This window comes from Roseibium sp. RP-7 (assembly GCF_053005225.1).
Window position 1 is genome coordinate 1922717 of the sequence record NZ_JBRKQA010000001.1, and the last position, 19754, is coordinate 1942470.

The 19754-nt window shown below is 59.1% G+C and carries 11 protein-coding genes; 10 read left to right on the forward strand and 1 reads right to left on the reverse strand.

What is annotated here, in order from left to right; genetic code table 11:
* Positions 1-167: 167 nt before the first annotated feature.
* The 5 genes from phnC to ACVDG9_RS08760 all read left to right on the forward strand — a co-directional run bounded on the left by phnC (position 168) and on the right by ACVDG9_RS08760 (position 5695).
* A complete protein-coding gene (gene phnC / locus ACVDG9_RS08740) occupies positions 168-1001 on the forward strand; it encodes a phosphonate ABC transporter ATP-binding protein (RefSeq protein ID WP_055659582.1) in 834 nt (277 codons plus the stop codon).
* Positions 1002-1059: 58 nt separating this feature from the next.
* Positions 1060-1974, forward strand: coding sequence for a phosphonate ABC transporter substrate-binding protein (gene phnD, locus ACVDG9_RS08745; RefSeq protein ID WP_023000193.1), 915 nt, complete (start codon positions 1060-1062; stop codon positions 1972-1974).
* A gap of 182 nt (positions 1975-2156) precedes the next feature.
* A complete protein-coding gene (gene phnE, locus ACVDG9_RS08750; protein ID WP_023000192.1) occupies positions 2157-3005 on the forward strand; it encodes a phosphonate ABC transporter, permease protein PhnE in 849 nt (282 codons plus the stop codon).
* 11 nt (positions 3006-3016) lie between these two features.
* A complete protein-coding gene (gene phnE / locus ACVDG9_RS08755) occupies positions 3017-4351 on the forward strand; it encodes a phosphonate ABC transporter, permease protein PhnE (protein ID WP_447237757.1) in 1335 nt (444 codons plus the stop codon).
* Between the two features lie 156 nt (positions 4352-4507).
* The gene (locus ACVDG9_RS08760; RefSeq protein ID WP_055659212.1) at positions 4508-5695 is read left to right on the forward strand and encodes a lytic murein transglycosylase; all 1188 of its coding nucleotides are present in this window, start codon (positions 4508-4510) and stop codon (positions 5693-5695) included.
* Between the two features lie 50 nt (positions 5696-5745).
* Here ACVDG9_RS08760 and ACVDG9_RS08765 read toward each other — a convergent pair whose 3' ends face one another.
* Positions 5746-7350, reverse strand: coding sequence for a diguanylate cyclase domain-containing protein (locus tag ACVDG9_RS08765; protein ID WP_447237758.1), 1605 nt, complete (start codon positions 7348-7350; stop codon positions 5746-5748).
* Positions 7351-7536: 186 nt separating this feature from the next.
* Between ACVDG9_RS08765 and parA the strand changes: the two genes are divergently transcribed.
* The 5 genes from parA to ACVDG9_RS08790 all read left to right on the forward strand — a co-directional run bounded on the left by parA (position 7537) and on the right by ACVDG9_RS08790 (position 19574).
* Positions 7537-8178, forward strand: a complete 642-nt coding sequence (parA, locus tag ACVDG9_RS08770; RefSeq protein ID WP_023000188.1) for a ParA family partition ATPase — start codon at positions 7537-7539, stop codon at positions 8176-8178.
* A 137-nt stretch (positions 8179-8315) separates the two neighbouring features.
* Positions 8316-13859, forward strand: coding sequence for an alpha-2-macroglobulin family protein (locus ACVDG9_RS08775; protein WP_447237759.1), 5544 nt, complete (start codon positions 8316-8318; stop codon positions 13857-13859).
* Between the two features lie 42 nt (positions 13860-13901).
* Positions 13902-16001, forward strand: a complete 2100-nt coding sequence (gene pbpC / locus ACVDG9_RS08780; RefSeq protein ID WP_447237760.1) for a penicillin-binding protein 1C — start codon at positions 13902-13904, stop codon at positions 15999-16001.
* 813 nt (positions 16002-16814) lie between these two features.
* The gene (locus tag ACVDG9_RS08785; protein WP_077290282.1) at positions 16815-17975 is read left to right on the forward strand and encodes a porin; all 1161 of its coding nucleotides are present in this window, start codon (positions 16815-16817) and stop codon (positions 17973-17975) included.
* A 438-nt stretch (positions 17976-18413) separates the two neighbouring features.
* The gene (locus ACVDG9_RS08790) at positions 18414-19574 is read left to right on the forward strand and encodes a porin (RefSeq protein WP_077290281.1); all 1161 of its coding nucleotides are present in this window, start codon (positions 18414-18416) and stop codon (positions 19572-19574) included.
* Positions 19575-19754: the final 180 nt, after the last annotated feature.

The following is a 19754-nucleotide window of genomic DNA, read 5'->3' on the forward strand; positions in this document are numbered from 1 at the left end:
GCTGCGGAATTCCCGCCGGAGATGGTTGTTCTGCCGATGCTTCAGGCAGGGATGTCATTGATTTGTCATAAAATTTTGGGCTCCCCGACAAAGGAATGTCATTTTTCTGTAATGGTCCGGTGGCTCTTGTCGCGCAGCACGACGAACACAACGGACAGGGCTGGCGCGTGATTCAATTTCAGGAAGTCACCAAGACCTTCGGGTCTCGGACCGCGGTCAACAAAGTAAGTTTTAATATCGAAAAACCGCAGATGGTCGGGATCATCGGTCGCTCCGGTGCCGGCAAGTCAACCTTGCTGCGCATGATCAACCGGCTGACCCCCGCCAGCGCCGGACAGATCCTGTTCGATGGCCGGGACATTCTCAGCCTGAAAGGCGGCATGATGCGCCGCTGGCAGCGCGACTGCGCCATGGTGTTCCAGCAGTTCAACCTGGTGCCGCGCCTGGATGTTGTCACCAACGTCATGTTGGGGCGCCTCAACGGTCACGGCACCTTGAAGAGCCTCTTCAACATCTTCAGCCAGGAAGACGTCAATTCCGCGCTTGGTGCGCTCGACAGACTGGGCATTGCCCAGGAAGCCACCAAGAGGGCCGAGGAGTTGTCCGGTGGTCAGCAGCAGCGTGTTGCGATTGCCCGCGCTCTTATGCAGGACCCGCACATGATCCTGGCGGACGAGCCGATTGCCTCGCTCGATCCGATGAATGCCAAGATCGTCATGGATGCGCTGCGTGAGATTCACGAGCGCGACAACAAGATCGTCATCTGCAACCTGCACACGCTCGACACCGCCCGGACCTATTGCGACCGGGTGATAGGCATGCGCGACGGTTTCCTCGTGTTCGACGGGGCGCCGGAAGCGCTGACCACGGCTGTCGCACGCGAAATCTACGGTGCCGATGAGAGCTTTAACGAGGCGGCGACATCCACCGCCATCGATGCCGGCCAGTCCGGTTCCAGAGAATCCGCCGGTGCGATGACCCCGGCGGCAGCAGCGGTCTGATCCGGCTGCGCACCCGCTTAACGTCATCAAAATTGAGAACTCTCGGGGAGTGTCCCAAATGAAACTCGTTGCTAAAGTTGCTGCGCTTGCTGCTGTCAGCATGATCGCTCTGAACGCTTCTGTTGCCGGTGCAGCGGAAATCACGGAATTCCGTATCGGCCTGCTCGGCGGCGAAAATGCTTCCGACCGTCTGCGTGCCAACGAATGCCTGCGCGAAAAGACCGAGGAACTGCTCGGCGTTCCGACAAAGCTGTTTGCTCCGGCAGACTACAACGGCGTTATCGAAGGCCTGCTCGGCGGTAACCTCGACATGGCCTGGCTCGGTGCTTCCGGCTACGCAAAAGTCTTCCTGACCGACCCGGAAGCCGTTGAGCCGGTTCTGGTCAAGGTCAACAACGACGGCAGCTATGGCTACTACTCCATCGGTTTTGCCCGCGTCGACAGCGAGATCAACTCCCTGGAAGACATGAAGGGCAAGACCTTCGGCTTTGGTGACCCGAACTCCACGTCCGGTTACCTGATCCCGTCCATCGAAATCCCGAAACTCGGCTACTCCATGAAGCCGGGTGAGTATTTCTCCGACGTCGTCTTCACCGGTGGTCACGAGCAGACCATCGTTGCCGTATTCAACGGCGACATTGCCGGCGGCGTGACCTGGGCTGACGGTCTTGGCGAATGGGAAGACGGCTACAATTCCGGCGCTCTGCGCAAGGCAACCGATGCGGGTCTGGTCGACATGACCGAGATCAAGGAAATCTGGCGTTCGCCGGTGATCCCGGAAGGCCCGGTTGTCCTGTCCAAGAAGCTGCCGGACGACATCAAGGCAAAGATGACCGAGCTGATGGCCAACCTCGTCAAGGAAGACAAGGAATGTGGTTACGGCGTGATGGCCGGTGAAGCACGCGGCTTCGAACCGATCACCCATGCGGCTTACGAATCCATCGTCGCTGCCCGCAAGGCAAAGAGCGAGTAATCGGAATTTCCGATCTCCGCGCGGGCCGGTCTCCGGCCCGCGTTTTCTCAAGTATCGGCCAGCGGAATCGACTTTCCGCCAGAAGTGGCTCCACAGGGCCAGGATCGCCAGGTTTCGAAGGGTTGATCCAGCTAAGCCACCCCGCTTCGGATGAAGTGAGCATCAAGTAAAGGTCCCAAACAATGGCTGTTGCCGCACTCGAGCAGGAAATCCTGTCCATGCGCAAACGCCGCCAGCTCTATTCGTTGATAGGGTTGCTGCTGGTCGTAGCGGTTCTGGTCTCCGGTTATTCGAAATCCAATTCGATGAATTCCGGCGGATTTATTCAGGGTCTTTCCAAATTCTTCGACTATCCGGGCGAGATCGTCGTTGAAGCCTTTGAAGCCGGCCCGGCCTTTTTCTCGCTGATGCTGCAGTTCGTTCCGGCCATGCTGGAAACCTTGAACATTGCCGCGGTTGCGACCCTTCTGGGCGGCGCGATGGCGGTGGTGCTGGCGATGGCCTCCACACGCAATGTCGACAGCTGGGGACCGTTGATCCCGGTAGTCCGCCGCATCATGGACATCACACGTGCCTTTCCCGAACTGATCATTGCGCTGTTCCTGATCTTCGTACTCGGCTCCAGCCCTGTACCAGCCATGATCGCTGTTGCGTTTCATACCGCAGGTGCGCTCGGCAAACTCTTTTCCGAAGTGAACGAGAACATCGACCGCAAGCCCATCGAGGGCCTGTCGGCCTGTGGGGCCAGCTGGCTGCAACGCATCCGGTTTGCGGTGCTGCCCCAGGTGGCGCCAAACTATCTCAGTTATTTCCTGCTGCGCCTTGAAATCAATGTGCGTGCTTCTGCCATTCTCGGCTTCGTTGGCGCTGGCGGCATCGGCCAGGAACTTCGCCGCACGATCGGCTGGGGCAAGGGTGCAGGCGATGAAACCGCCGCTATCTTCGTCCTTCTGTTCATAACCATCATGGCCATCGACCAACTGTCGTCCTATCTGCGCGGCAAGCTGGTCGGGTCCGGCCGGGCGCATTGAGGGGAAATCTCATGACCGTCGATACGCTCGAAACACCCGTCACCCAGGCACTCGTCTGGAACCAGGTCCGCCGGCGCGCATGGCTCACTGTCGTCGTACCGCTCGCGATCTTCACCTACCTTCTTTACACGTGGTTCGCCTTCGGGGTGCCGGAACTGCTCTCTCGTGCCCAGCCGGAACGGGCGGTGATCCTGGCAACGGATAGCGTCGCCTACAAAGTTCACGTCACAAAGAGCTTCCGGGACAACGAGTTCGAAGTTGCGATCGAAGGCGAGCGCACCGCTACCTACGACAACGCCAAGGTGCCTGACTGGGTGCAGCTCAGCGGCGAAAATGGTGTGGTTGACCTCGGCGATGGCTACAAGGTCGAGATCGATGGCAGGACAGCCCTGTTCACCATCCCGGGCTATGGCGTGGTGGAAGGCACCGCGACTGCCGATGGTGTCGAAACGGTTCTGCCGGCAGGGTCGGCACCGGACTGGATCAAGATCGACCCGCGAAAGCTCGATGTGCGCCCGACCCTTGATCGGCGCCTTCAGGTCACCAAGACGAAGATCGAGGTTCACAACTATTTCGGCGGTTGGGAAAACTTCTGGTTTCCGTTCCGCTCACCACTTTACGGCATGTCCTTCAGCCAGCTTTATGCGTTGGCGTTGAACTCGGACCGAATGGATCCGGAAACGTCGAACATCTGGTTCATCGTGAACGAGTTTCTGGAAAACCCTGACTGGCAGCACGGCAAGGTTCTTACCGCCTTGTTCGAAACCATCATGATGGCTGTTCTCGGCACTCTCACGGCCGCATTCTTCGGATTGCCGCTGGCGTTTCTTGCAGCTCGCAACTTCACGCCGTCGAAGCTGCTTCGGTTCGGAACACGCCGCCTCTTCGATTTCCTGCGCGGCATCGACATGCTGATCTGGTCGCTGATCTTCATTCGCGCCTTCGGTCTCGGGCCGCTGACAGGAGCTCTGGCAATTGCCTTCACCGATACCGGTTCGCTCGGCAAACTGTTTTCCGAAGCGCTGGAGAACATCGACAACAAGCAGGTCGAGGGCGTGAGGGCGACCGGCGCCAATCAGATCCAGCGGTATCGCTACGGTGTGATCCCGCAGATCCTGCCGGTCTTCGTCTCCCAGGTCCTTTACTACCTGGAATCGAACACCCGGTCAGCCACGGTCATCGGTGCTCTCGGGGCAGGGGGGATCGGTCTCTTGCTGGTGGAAACCATGAAGACCTCGCGCGATTGGGAAAACACCAGCTACATCATCATCCTGACAATCATTGTCGTGATCCTGATGGATCAGACCTCAGGTTGGCTGCGCCGGAAGCTCATTGAAGGCAAATAGGTCCGTCTGACCTGAAAGTGATAAACCCGGCGCGGTAACGGCACCGGGTTTATCTTGATAACTGCAGGTACCCCCTTTTTGCCGCATTTATGTCGCGCTAGCGTGTCAGCGTTCGGAAATTGCTTCGAAGCTGCGGAGGGGGCTGTGCGCCAGGGCATGCGAAATCATCTTGTGAATGTTGCGTTCGGAACCGGTCTGTCCATGATGGCCATGGCAGGATCGGCCTTTGCGATCGAAAGCTGTGTTGCATCCCTGAAGAAACAGGCTGTTGCCGCAGGCGTCCGGCCGGACATTGCCGAGCGCATGCTGTCAGGTGCAACCTTTGACGAGAAGGTCATCCGGTTCTCGACGTCCCAGCCCGAGCACAAAACCGAAATCTGGGATTACATGGCCTTTCTGGTTGACGCACAGCGGATCCAGGACGGCAAGGCAAACCTGAAAAAACACAACAGCACACTAACCTCCATCGAAAAGCGGTACGGTGTCGACCGGCACGTGGTTCTGGCGGTCTGGGGCATCGAGAGTGACTACGGCAACTTCCGCGGCGATTTCTACACCCCACATGCTTTGGCCAATCTGGTTTGCGCCGGCAAACGGCGCCAGAAATACTTCCAGGGCGAACTGATCAAGACCATGCAGATTGCTTCGCGAGGGGATGTACCGGCCAAAGACTTCGTCGGCTCCTGGGCAGGGGCTTTCGGGCAAACCCAGTTCATGCCAAGCACCTACAACAGTCTCGCGGTCGACTTTGACGGCGATGGCCGCAAGGATCTGGTGAATTCCGTCCCCGATGCCCTGGCTTCAACGGCAAACTTTCTGAAAAATGCCGGATGGAGCAACAGCCGGCCCTGGGGGTACGAGGTCAAGGCACCGAAGAGTTACAGTGGGCCGTCGGGTCTGAAGAACTATTCGTCCCTGTCGACCTGGGCCAAAAGAGGCTTCACCAAAATCGACGGCGGCGGTCTTTCCGGCAATCTGGATGCAGCGCTGATCCAGCCGGCAGGAGCGGGCGGCCCGTCCTTCCTGGTGACCCGCAACTTCCGGGCCCTGCGCTCCTACAACGCATCAACGTCCTACGGTCTGGCGATCGCCCTTTTGTCGGAACTCGTATCAGGCGGCGATCCGTTCAAGACACCCTGGCCGACGGACAACCCCGGTCTTTCCCGTGCTCAGCGTGTGGAGCTGCAGAAGCTCCTCAACCGCAACGGCTTCAACGTCGGTGAACCGGACGGGAAGGTCGGCCCGGCCACACGTGAAGGCATCCGCAAGGCCGAGGCACGCCACGGCCTCCCGGTAACAGGACGTCCGTCCTGGAATGTGTACTCGGTGCTGGGGGGGAAATAGCCCACGGGCAACCGGCTGAAATAGGGTGAACCTTGCTTGACAGGTGCCGATCAGGAAGCGTTCTGGGGAATGGAAAGCGGCACACTGGAATGGAGGCAGCTTCTGTTTCGGCCCGTTTTCTTGGCTTGGTACATGGCCTCGTCCGCGGTCCTGAGAAGCTCATATTCGAGGTCCGGGCCGTTCGCCTGAACCGAGACCCCGACGCTTGCGCCGACTGTCCTGTCCACCGCCCCTTTGATCGGGATCGGCAGGTTGATGTCGTAAACGATCCTGTCTGCCAGGGCAGATAGACTGTCCGCGTCAGTGCGCCGTGTCGACAGGATCAGGAATTCGTCGCCGCCCATCCGGATGATCGTCTCATCTTGTTGCAGCAAATCCGACAACCGTTCCGCCACTGCCTTGATGACCTGATCTCCGACCGAATGGCCATGGTGATCGTTGACGGTCTTGAACCGGTCCAGATCGATCAGAATGGCGGCAACCTTGACGCCAGGGCCCACGCTGAGCCGGGTCGTTTCGAAGAATTTGGACATCATGCGCCGATTGCCGACACCTGTCAGCGCGTCGTGCAGTGCGTTGAATTCGATCTGGGCGTTGAGTTCAAGAAGGCTCGTGTTCGCCTCCTGCAATTCCGTGTTCAAGGTTTCGGTTCTGGTGCGCAATTCCCTCTCGTAATCGGCCTTGCTGTGTGCAAGCCGGAATTCCAGACGGTTCCGGAAATCGTTGCTCTGGCGTTCCGTTTCCTCGGTGAACATCTTCTTCTGAAGTTTCACATAGGCCTTCAGATAGTCGAGTGCACTGCGGTGCTCTTCCAGGGCTTCGTGGGTCTGGGAGAGCTTGAGGTAGAAGTTTCGCGTCCAGTGGTGATAGTCGGCACCGGCAGCGTTCAGCAGACCGTTTTCCAGTTCGACGCGCGCTTCGTCATAGCGTTTCTCTTCGAAAAGGCTCAATCCGAGCACGTAGTAAAGGTGGCAGGCGACCCGGTGATCCTGGCTGAACTGTGCCGCTGCCAGGCCCTTGGCGGCGCAGGCGCGTGCCTCCTTCAATGCCCCGGTTTCCACCAGCGCCGCTCCCAGCACTTCATAGGCATAAGGCAGGTTCACGGCGTTGCGATGCTCCAGGGCATCTTCCAGGCACGCCTTTGCCGCTTCGACGGCTGCGTCGGGGCTACCGCATCGCAATTCGGTGCGCGATAGGGTTTGCAGGATGTGCGAACGCTCGTAAACAAGGCTCAGCCGATCGGCGATGTCCATGGCTTCCTGAAGCTTGGACTGAGCCTTTTCGTAGTCATGATAATAGGCGCACATGTTGGCGAGCACGGTCAGCGGCTCGATACCGGCGCGCCCGTGAGTTGCCGCCCCGAGGATCTCCAGGCTTTCTCCCAGAATGGCATCGGCCTGGCTGAGTTCACCGAGGCTGTAGACGCAAACCGACTTGATGACCAGAAGCTCGGACCAGCCTTCCGGATCCTGCCTCGGATCCATCATCGAGAAGGCTTTGTCTGCAAGCTTTGCCGCCGCATCGAAATGACCGGACCAACGCTCCAGCCATGCAAGATTGAACTGAAGGGGACGGTTGCCGGGATCCGGTTCCGGCTGCCGTTTCAGCGCGTCATACAAAAGGCGTTTGCAGAACGCCGGATTGCGCCATCGCAAGGCCCAGCTTCGCTCTTGCAGTTCCTTCAGGTGCGCCTCCCTTGACGGCAGTTATTAAAAAATACCACTGGTGATCATAGCCATAATTCCGGAAACGCAACGTAAATTCATTTGGATAAGACATAGATTTGTTGCGTTGCGAAAAACATCAGCGCAATATATTGGCGAAATTCTGGAGGTTTAGGCATGTCCGGGCGGATTCTGACGGTTGCACAGCAAAAAGGCGGGTCGGGGAAGACAACCCTTGCGGCCCATCTTGCCGTTGCGCTTGCCAAAAAGTCCGGTGAACCGGTGGCAATCCTCGACGTGGATCCGCAAGGCTCTTTGGGGACCTGGTTCGAGGCACGCGAAGACAACTTTGGCGAAGACAATACCGGTCTTGAATTCCGCACCGCGTCAGGCTGGGGCGCAAGGCGTGAGGCGCGTTCGCTCGCAAAGTCCCATGGGTACGTTGTCATCGATACACCGCCCAAGACCGACAGTGATGCCAAGCCGGCAATCGACGCCGCTGACTTCGTGATCGTTCCGATCCAGCCGACGCCGGTCGATCTCTGGGCAACCTCGCAGACGATCGAGATGGCTGCGCGTGAAGATACCCCCGCACTTCTGGTGCTCAACCGCGTGCCGCCCCGCGCGTCCCTGACAGGCGAGATGGCGGACGCCATTGCCGCTTCGGGATATGACGCGCTCAATGCCCGCCTGGGCAACCGGACCGTCTTTGCCTCTGCAATGGGCAGAGGCCGCGCCGTGACCGAGGATGCACCATCCAGCAAGGCGGCCCAGGAAGTTGCGCTGCTTATCGAGGAACTGGTCAGCAGGATCGGCTGAGCTCTCAGACCATCTCGTCTGCATTTGCGCGACCACGCCCTTGTGTCAGGAGAGTTCACTCTAAAAACTATTTTGCCTTGTCCTTGTCACGATCCAGTGACTTGATAGGGGAAATTATAGGCCCCGGAGGATTGGCCATGTTCGTTTTTTCGTTTGTTTCCCAAAAGCTTTCCCTCAATTTCAAGCATCGTTTCAAGAAGGTTGCCAAAAGCACGCTGCTTCTTGTGGCGAGCGCAGGTTGCGCCGGTATCATGGCCACCGCAGCAGGCGCGCAGGACCGGCGTATTGTCACCATCGATGATGCGGATTTCTTCGGTGGTGACTATCGCACCGTGAAAGACGTGGATCTGGACGGGTGCAAATCCGTCTGCCTCAGCGACAATCAGTGCCGCGCTTTCACCTTCAACACTTCTGCGGGCTGGTGTTTTCTGAAGACCGACTATGGCGAACTGCAGAGTTTTGCCGGTGCGATCGCCGGACGGGTCGTTGAAATCAAGGCGCCACGCGCCGACCAGAGCGCAGACCGAAAGGCAGAGCTGGTTTTTATTCCCAAATCCCAGCTGGAAAGCGCACAGACCTATTCCCTCAGCATTGCAAATTCGGTACGCCCGAACGGTCAGACTGCGGATCAGCTGCGCCGGAACGGTCAGGACGCACTCGGCGAGCGTAACGGTGCACTGGCAGAAGCCGACTTCCTGCAGCTGATCAAGCTGGAACCTGGTGAATTTGATGCCTGGACCCAGCTCACCACCGCCCTGCTGCTGCAGGATCCAGACAACTGGCAGGACAGGGAAACCAAGCGCAAGAACGCGATATCAGCCTCGATCAATGCCTATCTGCGGTCGGTCAGCGCACCTGAGCGCGCCTTGGCGCTTGAACTTGTGGGCCGCGCGATGACCCGCAGCAGCGAATACAAGACCGCGATCAAGGCCTTGCGGGCATCGTTGGCGGTCGAGGAAAATTCCAGCGTCCGTCGGCAATACGCGGATCTGGTTGCCGAGCACGGCTTCCGGATCGTTGATCACGAAGTCGATTCCGACAGCGCGTCGCCACGGATCTGTCTGGTCTTCTCGCAAAAACTGCCGCTTGGCGAAGACATGAGCCCTTATGTCAGCGTAAGCGGCGAGGGTACTTTCGCGATCGAGGCGGAAGGCAGCCAAATCTGTGCGGATGGTCTCAAGCATGGCGGCCGCTATCAGATCACCGCACGCAGTGGTTTGCCGGCAGCCGATGGCGAGAAGCTGGAAAAGACCGCGGATCTGACTGTCTATGTGAAGGACCGGTCTCCGTCCGTCAGCTTTCTGAGCCGTTCCTACGTTCTTCCAGCTGGTGGCGACCCCACCATTCCGATCGTTTCCGTGAACACCTCCGAAGTCGAGACCTCGATCTACCGCATCGGCAACCGCTCCATCGCCGATATTCTGCGTGACAACCGCTTCCTGCGGCAGCTCGACAGCTGGCGGGCAGACCAGATCGAGGACGAACTGGGTCAGAAGGTCTGGTCCGGAATTGTCGAGACCGGTAACGACCTGAACCAGGACATCACGACCGCCATACCGATTTCGGAAACCGGCATCGAGCTGAAACCGGGCGTCTATGCCATGACTGCGCGGTCAAAGCTCGATCAGAAGAACCGCTGGGGCACGCTGGCAACGCAATGGTTCCTTGTGTCCGATCTGGGCCTGACGGCCCTTTCAGGCGATAACGGCATTGCCGCCAATATCCGCTCTCTCACAAGCGCTGAGGCATTGGAGGGCGTGACCGTACGCCTGTTGGCCGTCAACAACGACATTCTCGGTGAAGCTGTCAGCAACGCGGAAGGCTTTGCGGAATTTGCCGTCGGCCTGACCCGCGGCAGAGGCGGTCAGGCCCCCGGTATCCTCGTTGCTGAAACGTCCGAGGGCGACTATTCCTTCCTCGACCTGCGCAAACCGGCGTTCGATCTGTCCGACCGGGGTGTCGAAGGACGTGCAGCACCGGGACCGCTAGACGTTTTTGCCTGGACGGATCGCGGTATCTACAAGGCCGGCGAAACCGTTCACGCACAGGCTCTGCTGCGCAATGCAAGTGCAACCGCACAGGAAGATTTTCCGCTCACCTTCATCTTCAATCGGCCTGACGGTGTGGAGCACGCCCGCTTTACCGTGAACGACGGCGGGCTCGGTGGCCACCTTCAGGATGTGACGCTGGCGGCGTCGGCTCAGCAGGGTATCTGGTCCTGGCAGGTTTTTGCCGATCCGAAGGGCAGGGCTCTCACCGAGCAGACCTTCCTGGTGGAGGACTATCAGCCCGAGCGAGTCGATTTCGAACTTGAAACAGATGCAAAGGCCTTCAACCGTACCGGACCGACAGCAGTATCGCTGGACGCCAAGTATCTCTACGGCTCTCCGGCCAGCGGCCAGACGCTGGAAGGTGATGTCATCGTGCGGCCCATCCGCACGCTTGAAGCCCACCCGGGCTATCAGTTCGGCATTGCCGATGCGGATGCCTACACACAGCGTGGCTCCCTGTCGTCGGGCCTGAAGACCGATGAAGATGGCAAGCTTACCTTCGACGTCTTCATGCCCGAACTTCCCGAGACCACCATGCTTTATACCGGCGAGCTGATCGCACGCCTGGTGGAAGCGGGTGGCCGCTACGTTGAACGGGACATGGACCTGCCTGTTGCCATCGACGGACCACGCATTGGCGTGAAACCCGCCTTCGACGGCGGTGTCGATGAAGGCGGTCCGGCAAATTTCTCCGTAATCGTCATCGATGAAGACGGCAAGGAAGTCGACGGAGCGGACATCGGCTGGACCCTGTCCAAGGTCGATCGTCGGTATCAATGGTACCGCTATGACGGCAACTGGTCCTATGAGCCGATCACCACCACCCGCCGTGTTGCCACCGGCACCGTGCAGGTGACTGCTGGACAGCCGGCACAGCTATCCCTTCCGGTCGAATGGGGTGAGTACCGTCTCGACGTTGAAGGCAGCGGAACGCTGCAGACCTCGACGCGCGTCACCTTCAATGCCGGCTGGTATTCTGCCGATGCGTCCTCAGATACGCCTGATTATCTGGACGTTGGCCTCGACAAGACCAGCTACCGGCCCGGCGACACCGCCAAGCTGCGCCTCAAGCCGCAGATGGCCGGTATTGCCGTGGTCAATGTTGTTTCCGGCGGATTGCTGGCCAGCAAGACCGTTGAAGTGACTGCCGAGGAAACCGAGGTCGAGATCCCTGTCAGCGACGATTGGGGGGCAGGGGCCTATATCACGGCCAGCCTCTACCGGCCGATGGACCTGGACCAGAAGCGAATGCCGTCACGGGCAGTCGGTCTGTCCTGGCTGCAGGTCGACCCGGGTGACCGGGCGCTTGACGTGCAGTTGTCTGCGCCTGACCGGATCCTGCCCGAGACGACACTGGACGTTCCGGTGAAACTCGCGAACCTGAAAGCGGGAGACCAGGCATATCTGACGATTGCCGCGGTTGACGTCGGCATTTTGAACCTGACCGGCTTCAAGACACCGGATCCGGAGAAATGGTACTTCGGCCAGCGGCGTCTCGGCACCGACTTCCGTGATCTTTATGGCCAGTTGATCGACCGGATGGCTGGAACCCGCGGGCGCGTCCGTTCCGGAGGAGATGCCGCAGGCATGCGGCTCGATGCACCTCCGCCGGATGAAGAACCGCTTGCCCTGTTCTCGGGACTTGTAACCGTGGGCGATACTGGCGAAGCTACCGTCTCCTTCGATATCCCGGCCTTCAACGGCGCCGTCAAACTGATGGCGGTTGCCTGGACAAGGGATGGCGTCGGTCATGCCGACCAGGAAGTGGAAGTGCGTTCACCAGTCGTGATGACGGCAAGCGCACCCGCCTTCCTTGCACCGGGAGACCAGTCGCGAATTTCCCTGGAAATCGACAACGTCGATGGCCCTTCCGGCTCTTATGCGCTGGAAGTTTCGGTCGCTGACGGCCTTCGGCTGGAAAGTGGAAGCACGGATCAGTCGCGTACGCTGGATCTGGAAAACGGCAAGAAGGCCCTGGTGCTGCTCTCGGTTTCGGCAGAAGACATGCTGACGAAGTCGGAAGTAGTGGCGTCGCTGACCGGGCCGCAGGGCGAAGTTTTCGTCAAGCGTTTCAGCCTCGAGGTTGAAGATACCCAGCCTGAAGTTGTCCGTCAGTCCAGCTTCTCACTGGCATCCGGAGACAGCCTCTCGCTGGATGCGGACACCTTCGACGGCCTGCGGGCGGATACGGTTGACATCACCTTGTCTGCCGGTGGTGCTGCAAGCATCGATGTCGCCGGCCTGCTGGCGGCACTTGACCGCTATCCTTATGGCTGCACCGAGCAGACGACCAGTCGTGCCTTGCCGCTGCTTTATCTCAGCGAAGTTGCCGAGGCTGCGGGGCTTGGCGGCGATAGTGCCATTCGGGAACGGGTGGTCAAGGCCATTGCCAAGATCCTGTCGAACCAGTCCTCTTCCGGCGATTTCGGTCTCTGGAACAGCTACGGCGGCGGTGATACCTGGTTGGATGCCTATGTTACCGACTTCCTGACCCGTGCACGCGAAAAGGGATATCTGGTGCCTGATCTTGCGTTCACTTCGGCACTGGACAATCTGGAAAACAGGTTGGCCTATTCCTCCGACTTCCAGGATGGCGGCGAAGACATCGCCTATGCGCTCTACGTGCTGGCCCGCAACGGCCGCGCCTCCATGGGCGATCTTCGCTACTACCTGGATGCCAAGCTGCAGAACTTCGCAACACCGCTTGCCAAGGCACAGGTTGCTGCCGGGCTTGCCCTTTATGGCGAGCTTGACCGGGCGGTCACCGGTTTCCGGGCGGCTCTTGCCGCTCTGCCGAAGGAGGCTCCGAAGTACTATCGCGACGACTACGGCTCCGTCCTGCGCGACAGCGCGGGCGTGACGGACTATGTCGTTTCGGCGTCCATGGAAGACAGTCTGAAGACGGAAGCCATCGACTTCCTGAAAACGGCCCAGGCCAACAAGCCATACCGGTCGACACAAGATATGGCCTGGATGCTCCTGGCAGCGAATGCGCTCAACGAATCCGCGCAAGACGCCCGGATCTCCGTTCGTGGTGAAGTAACGCCCGGACGGCTCGCCTGGTCGCTGGCCGGACGCGAGGTTGCCGACTTCCCGGTGGAGGTGAAGAACAACGGGGACGCTGGAACGGAGCTTCTTGTCTCCGTGGCCGGCCAGCCGCTGGTTCCCGAGCCCGCAGGTGGCAAGGACTATGCGGTGGAACGTACGGTCTACGACCTTGACGGAAATCCGATCGATCCGGCCGCGGTACCGGTCAACACCCGGCTTGCGGTTGTCGTCACCGTACGGGCCCTGACGGATCATCCGGGCCGGTTGATGGTCGTTGACCGCCTGCCTGCCGGCCTGGTGATCGACAATCCGCGGCTTGTGCGTTCCGGCGATATCGGTGGCCTGTCGTTCCTCGATACGGTTGATCAGCCGGAACATTCGGCGTTCTACAGGGACCGTTTCGAAGTGGCCGTGGACCAGACCCGTTGGAGCAGCAAGGAACTGACCTTTGCCTATCTTGCACGGGCTGCAACCCCGGGCGACTATTCGCATCCGCCGGCGTCGGTAGAGGATATGTACCGTCCGGACCGTCGCGCCATCACGGCAACCGGCAGGTTGGTTGTTCTCGGCCCGACGCGGTAAGGCGACCGTACGATGAAAACGTTGGCGCGGCGGAATTGGCTCATGATCCGGCGGTGGTTCGCTGCCGCCGGTCTTGGTGCCGCCGCGCTGTCTGTCTGCCTGATTACAAAGGTCGGGCACGACTATGCGTCGCTGTCCGCGCCGCCCCGTGTCGGCGACCTGCCTCTGTCGGTTGTCGTTCTGGACCGGAACGACCGCCTTCTGCGGGCTTTCACCAGCCAGGACGACAAATGGCGCTTGCCGGTGGAGCTGGCGGAAATCGATCCGCTTTATTTCCGGATGTTGCTGGCGTTCGAGGACAAGCGGTTTTACGAACACGGCGGGTTTGACGCGCTGGCGCTTGCTCGCTCTGCCCTGCAAAGTCTCAGGAACGGCCGCATAGTTTCCGGCGGTTCGACGCTGACCATGCAGGTTGCGCGTTTGCTGGAAGAGCAGCCGACGAAGTCGCTTGAGCGTAAATACGAGCAGCTTCTCAGGGCCGTTCAGCTGGAAGCGGAGTTTTCGAAAGAAGATATCCTGCGGCTTTATGCTCTCAGGGCGCCGTTTGGCGGCAACCTGGAGGGGGTTCGGGCGGCAAGCCTTACCTGGTTCGGCAAGGAACCTGGGCGTCTCACGCCGGCGGAAGCCGCGCTGCTGGTGGCATTGCCGCAAAGCCCGGAGGCGCGGCGGCCGGACCGTTTTCCAGCGCAGGCGCGCAAGGCCCGCAACCGTGTCTTGCGCCGCGCAGCAGTGGCTGGTGTCCTCGGTAAAGAGGATGCGGCTTCGGCTGCAAATGAACCGGTCCGGACGATACGTTATGCAATGCCATTCCTGGCACCGCACGAAAGCCGGCAGGCGCGTGCCGGTGCGCCTCTCTTGCCTGTCCACCGGTTGACGATCGACCTTGAGCTTCAGCGTGCGATCGAATCCCTGGCGAGACGGAAGAGCGAGACGATGCCATCGCCAGTTTCCCTGGCCATTCTGGTCGCCGATCACCAGAGCGGAGAAATTCTGGCAAGCGTTGGCGCGCCGAACCTTCTGGACACGCGCCGCCAGGGTCATGTCGACATGACCCGCGCCACACGTTCGCCCGGATCAACGCTGAAGCCGTTCATCTATGGTCTTGCCTTTGAAGAAGGTGTCGGTCTGCCGGAAAGTTTCATTGAAGACCGGGCGACCAACATTGGTGGCTACCAGCCGACGAACTTCGACCAGTCCTACCAGGGCACGGTCACCCTGCGCGAAGCCCTTCAGTTGTCGCTCAATACACCGGCTGTGAAGTTGCTGGAAGCGGTCGGGCCGGCGCGGCTGATTGCCCGGCTGAAACGTGCCGGTGCCAATCCCGTCATGGAGAAAGGCATCGCACCGGGGCTTGCCATCAGCCTTGGCGGTCTCGGCATGTCCTTGCGGGACCTGACCCAGGCCTACGCGGCAATGGCTCGAGGTGGCGAGCCGGTTGCCCTGTCCGTGTGCCGCAAAGACTGCGAAGAGGGGACGGCGCCGGTGTCTTCAGCCCGTGTCCTTTCGGAAAAGGCCTCCTGGATGGTGGGCGATATTCTTTCCGGATTGCCGCAGCCGCAAAGTGCAGAAACACACCACGTCGCCTACAAGACAGGCACAGCCTACGGCTATCGTGACGCTTGGGCTGTCGGTTATGACGGTCGTCATGTGGTGGCGATCTGGTCGGGGCGCCCGGATGGCACGCCAGTGCCCGGGGCGACGGGAGCTTCGGTCGCCGTACCTGTTCTCTTCGAGGCGTTTCAGATCCTGGGACCCGACAGGGTTCCGCTTCCGGACGGTCCGGCGGAAGCCATGAGTGTCGCTGGGCAACAGGTTCCCGAACCGCTTCGCTTTGCCCGCTTGCCACAAAACCGCGGCACGGTTCGCACGGGTGACACCTTGCAGATATCCTATCCGCCGGACGGAGCCGAGCTGGATCTCGGATTCGCACGGGACAGTTCGTTGGAACAGTCGGCGCAGCCGCTGGTCGTCAAGTTCAAGGGCGGTGCAGGGCCGTTCTCCTTCCTTGTGAACGGACGCCCCCTCCACACAGGGCAGCGGGAAAGGCAACTTGTCTGGCAGCCGGACACGCCCGGTTTTGCGGATGTGACGGTGCTGGATGCCAACGGCAACAGTGCAGGAATAACGGTACTCTTGCGCTAATCGAACAACAGCGCGTCAAATCGAACCCTTTCATTGTCGGCATCACATAAAGGCCTGCCGACCGGTCTGCATCAAAGATGCGGATCGACAAACCCCGCCTGCGCATCCGCTTGTTTTGCGAGAGTTCGCATGGAATGAGCGAATCTTCCGAAAAACATGCGGTTTTCATCGCCGTGGGGCGAATCTTTCAGCATCGAATCCCGCGGCAAAGTATGTGGAAGACAAGAAACACCTACCTTGGCGAGGTTTTAGCGGATTTTCTCCACTCGTCTGAGTGGTGTCGTATTTTCCTTAAGGGAAGGGTGTTGAAATTCTCCATTGAACTTGTTTTCAGGTGTTAATAAAGTATAAATTAAGAAAATATCTTAAATAAGAAAGACATGTATATTCTATTTTAGAAGTATGATCTATTTTTTGATTGAGTATTATCTTTTTAGATAGAAGTTCTTTGTTTTTCTGTGTTGTGTTTCGGAGGGGTGGGGTTGGGGTGTCTCATCGCGAAATAGTGATTTTCCCGGGATTTTCCGCGAATTTTTGTTTGATGGTTCCCTTGGGTAATGGAAAACTGGTTGCAAAACAGCATGTTGCAGAAAAAACACACAGCTGCCTGACAGTGCTGCCAGTCAGCAGTTTGGACTTGCTGTGCCAACTCGAGTTTGGTTCTTAAGCCCTGCGACGGCGAGTAATCGCCAGAAAAAATAGTTCGGACTTTTTCGACTGAATTGTTTTTGTACGAAATCGCGGGGATGGAGCCCGCCAGGTCCTTGAGGGTCAGGTTCGGTTCCAATGAAAATTGACTTTTGGAGGTCAGATATGAAACTCAAGAGCTTGATGCTCGGCGCTGCAGCTGCTGCTGCTGCCACCACCGCACAGGCAGCCGATCTTCCGGTTGCTCCGGAGCCGGTTGATTACGTTCGCGTCTGTGACGCTTACGGCGCACGCTTCTACTACATCCCGGGCACCGAAACCTGCCTCCGCGTTGGCGGCCGTGTTCGTACCCAGGTAATCGTCAACAACACGCTGGACAACGGCGCTTGGGGCAACCGTGATTCTGACGGCTACTCCTGGCTGTCTCGCGGCTACCTGTACCTGGACGCTCGCACTGCAACCGAATTCGGTACCCTGCGTGCATACGTCTCCATGTACTCCACCGTCACCAACGGTGCGAACTCTGCTAGCCTCGATAACGCCTACATCCAGTGGGGCGGCCTGACCGCAGGTCTTCTGACCTCGAACTTCGACATCTTCACCGGTCAGACCTTCATGGGTGTTGTTAGCCGTAACTGGTCCGACCAGACGGTCAACCAGATCGCTTACACCGCAGCTTTCGGCAACGGCTTCTCCGCTACGATCGCTCTGGAAGATCGTTCGCATCGTGAAGTTGGCACCTACGGCGGCACTCGTGCACCGGACCTGGTCGCTGCTCTCGGCGTTTCCCAGGGCTGGGGTTCTGCACAGCTGTCCGGTGCTCTGCACCAGGTTTACCCGGATCGTGCAAACGCACACCAGACCGGCGCAACCAACAACGGTGCTGACGATTCCCTCGGTTGGGCAATCGGCGGTGGTGTTGCTGTCAACATCCCGATGGCTTCCCCGGGCTCCAACATCTTCTTCCAGGGCTTCTACGCAGACGGCGCTCTGTCCTACATCGGCGCAGGCAGCACCGTTGGCGGCGTAGCAGTCTCCGATTACGGCCCGACCAGCGGCACCTCCACCGGCTACTCCCTGTCGGCTGGTGCTTACATCCAGGCAACTTCCACGATCGGTCTTGCTCTCGACGGTTCCTACATGGACATCGATCAGCCGAACGGCGCAACCGACCTGTCCCGTTGGGCAATCGACGGTTCCGTACAGTGGGAGCCGGTCTCTGGCTTCGTAATGGGTGCTGACGTTGGTTACGCCAACACCGACCCGGACAACGCATCTGACGTTGACGAACTCCTCTTCGGTGTTCGTATGCAGCGCACTTTCTAATCATCTGATTAGATTTCTGGCTGTGATCCTCTGAACTCCAGTCAGTCACGCGGCCCGGCAGGCTTCAATCTGCCGGGCCGTCCCCATTTTGATTCCCCGAGAACCCGCATGGGGCGAGGCCTCTAGCCTCCCGGTCAAGTGCCGGTCAAACCGGCGATTTTGCCGAGTTTCCTAACAGTTTCTAAATTTCCGATCTGATTTTGTGACATTCGCGCAACACCGGTTTTTGAAAACAGCCGCTGCGGTAGGTGCAAACCGTATTCTGTATTGAACCGGGAAATTGGATGCGTATGGTCATCCTTGCGAGCGGCTTCGAGCCGCACTGATTTGTCTGCCTCGGACGTCCAACCTCCGGTCGGTGGCAAACTCAGAAACAATTCGCGGGGACAATGGCGCTTTTCTTTGGTGCCAATTGAAATGACTGATTGGAGGTCAGATATGAAACTCAAGAGCTTGATGCTCGGCGCTGCAGCTGCTGCTGCTGCCACCACCGCACAGGCAGCCGATCTTCCGGTTGCTCCGGAGCCGGTTGATTACGTTCGCGTCTGTGACGCTTACGGCGCACGCTTCTACTACATCCCGGGCACCGAAACCTGCCTCCGCGTTGGCGGCCGTGTTCGTACCCAGGTAATCGTCAACAACACGCTGGACAACGGCGCTTGGGGCAACCGTGATTCCGACGGCTACTCCTGGCTGTCTCGCGGCTACCTGTACCTGGACGCTCGCACTGCAACCGAATTCGGTACCCTGCGTGCATACGTCTCCATGTACTCGACCGTTACGAACGCAGTTAACTCTGCCAGCCTCGATAACGCCTACATCCAGTGGGGCGGCCTGACCGCAGGTCTTCTGACCTCGAACTTCGACATCTTCACCGGTCAGACCTTCATGGGTGTTGTCAGCCGTAACTGGTCCGACCAGACGGTCAACCAGATCGCTTACACCGCAGCTTTCGGCAACGGCTTCTCCGCTACGATCGCTCTGGAAGATCGTTCGCATCGTGAAGTTGGCACCTACGGCGGCACTCGTGCACCGGACCTGGTCGCTGCTCTCGGCGTTTCCCAGGGCTGGGGTTCTGCACAGCTGTCCGGTGCTCTGCACCAGGTTTACCCGGATCGTGCAAACGCACACCAGACCGGCGCAACCAACAACGGTGCTGACGATTCCTTCGGTTGGGCAATCGGCGGTGGTGTTGCTGTCAACATCCCGATGGCTTCCCCGGGCTCCAACATCTTCTTCCAGGGCTTCTACGCAGACGGCGCTCTGTCCTACATCGGCGCAGGCAGCACCGTTGGCGGCGTAGCAGTCTCCGATTACGGCCCGACCAGCGGCACCTCCACCGGCTACTCCCTGTCGGCTGGTGCTTACATCCAGGCAACTTCCACGATCGGTCTTGCTCTCGACGGTTCCTACATGGACATCGATCAGCCGAACGGCGCAACCGACCTGTCCCGTTGGGCAATCGACGGTTCCGTACAGTGGGAGCCGGTCTCTGGCTTCGTGATGGGTGCTGACGTTGGTTACGCCAACACCGACCCGGACAACGCATCTGACGTTGACGAACTCCTCTTCGGTGTTCGTATGCAGCGTACCTTCTAATCAACCCTCACTCGAGGTTTGATGGAAAACCCGGCGGAAACGCCGGGTTTTCTTTTGTCTTGTCGGGCAAAAAGAACTGTAAAAGACGACGCACAGAGTGTCGCTGCAGCTCAGAAGCTCAGAAGCTCAGAAGCTCAGAAGCTCAGAAGAGCTAAGCGGAACAAGGCCAGGTGGCCGCCA

Coding starts and splice junctions, on each gene's coding strand:
- phnD (WP_023000193.1), top strand. CDS start 1,060: ATGAAACTCGTTGCTAAAGTTGCTGCGCTTGCTGCTGTCAGCATGATC.
- phnE (WP_023000192.1), top strand. CDS start 2,157: ATGGCTGTTGCCGCACTCGAGCAGGAAATCCTGTCCATGCGCAAACGC.
- phnE (WP_447237757.1), top strand. CDS start 3,017: ATGACCGTCGATACGCTCGAAACACCCGTCACCCAGGCACTCGTCTGG.
- ACVDG9_RS08760 (WP_055659212.1), top strand. CDS start 4,508: ATGCGAAATCATCTTGTGAATGTTGCGTTCGGAACCGGTCTGTCCATG.
- parA (WP_023000188.1), top strand. CDS start 7,537: ATGTCCGGGCGGATTCTGACGGTTGCACAGCAAAAAGGCGGGTCGGGG.
- ACVDG9_RS08775 (WP_447237759.1), top strand. CDS start 8,316: ATGTTCGTTTTTTCGTTTGTTTCCCAAAAGCTTTCCCTCAATTTCAAG.
- pbpC (WP_447237760.1), top strand. CDS start 13,902: ATGATCCGGCGGTGGTTCGCTGCCGCCGGTCTTGGTGCCGCCGCGCTG.
- ACVDG9_RS08785 (WP_077290282.1), top strand. CDS start 16,815: ATGAAACTCAAGAGCTTGATGCTCGGCGCTGCAGCTGCTGCTGCTGCC.
- ACVDG9_RS08790 (WP_077290281.1), top strand. CDS start 18,414: ATGAAACTCAAGAGCTTGATGCTCGGCGCTGCAGCTGCTGCTGCTGCC.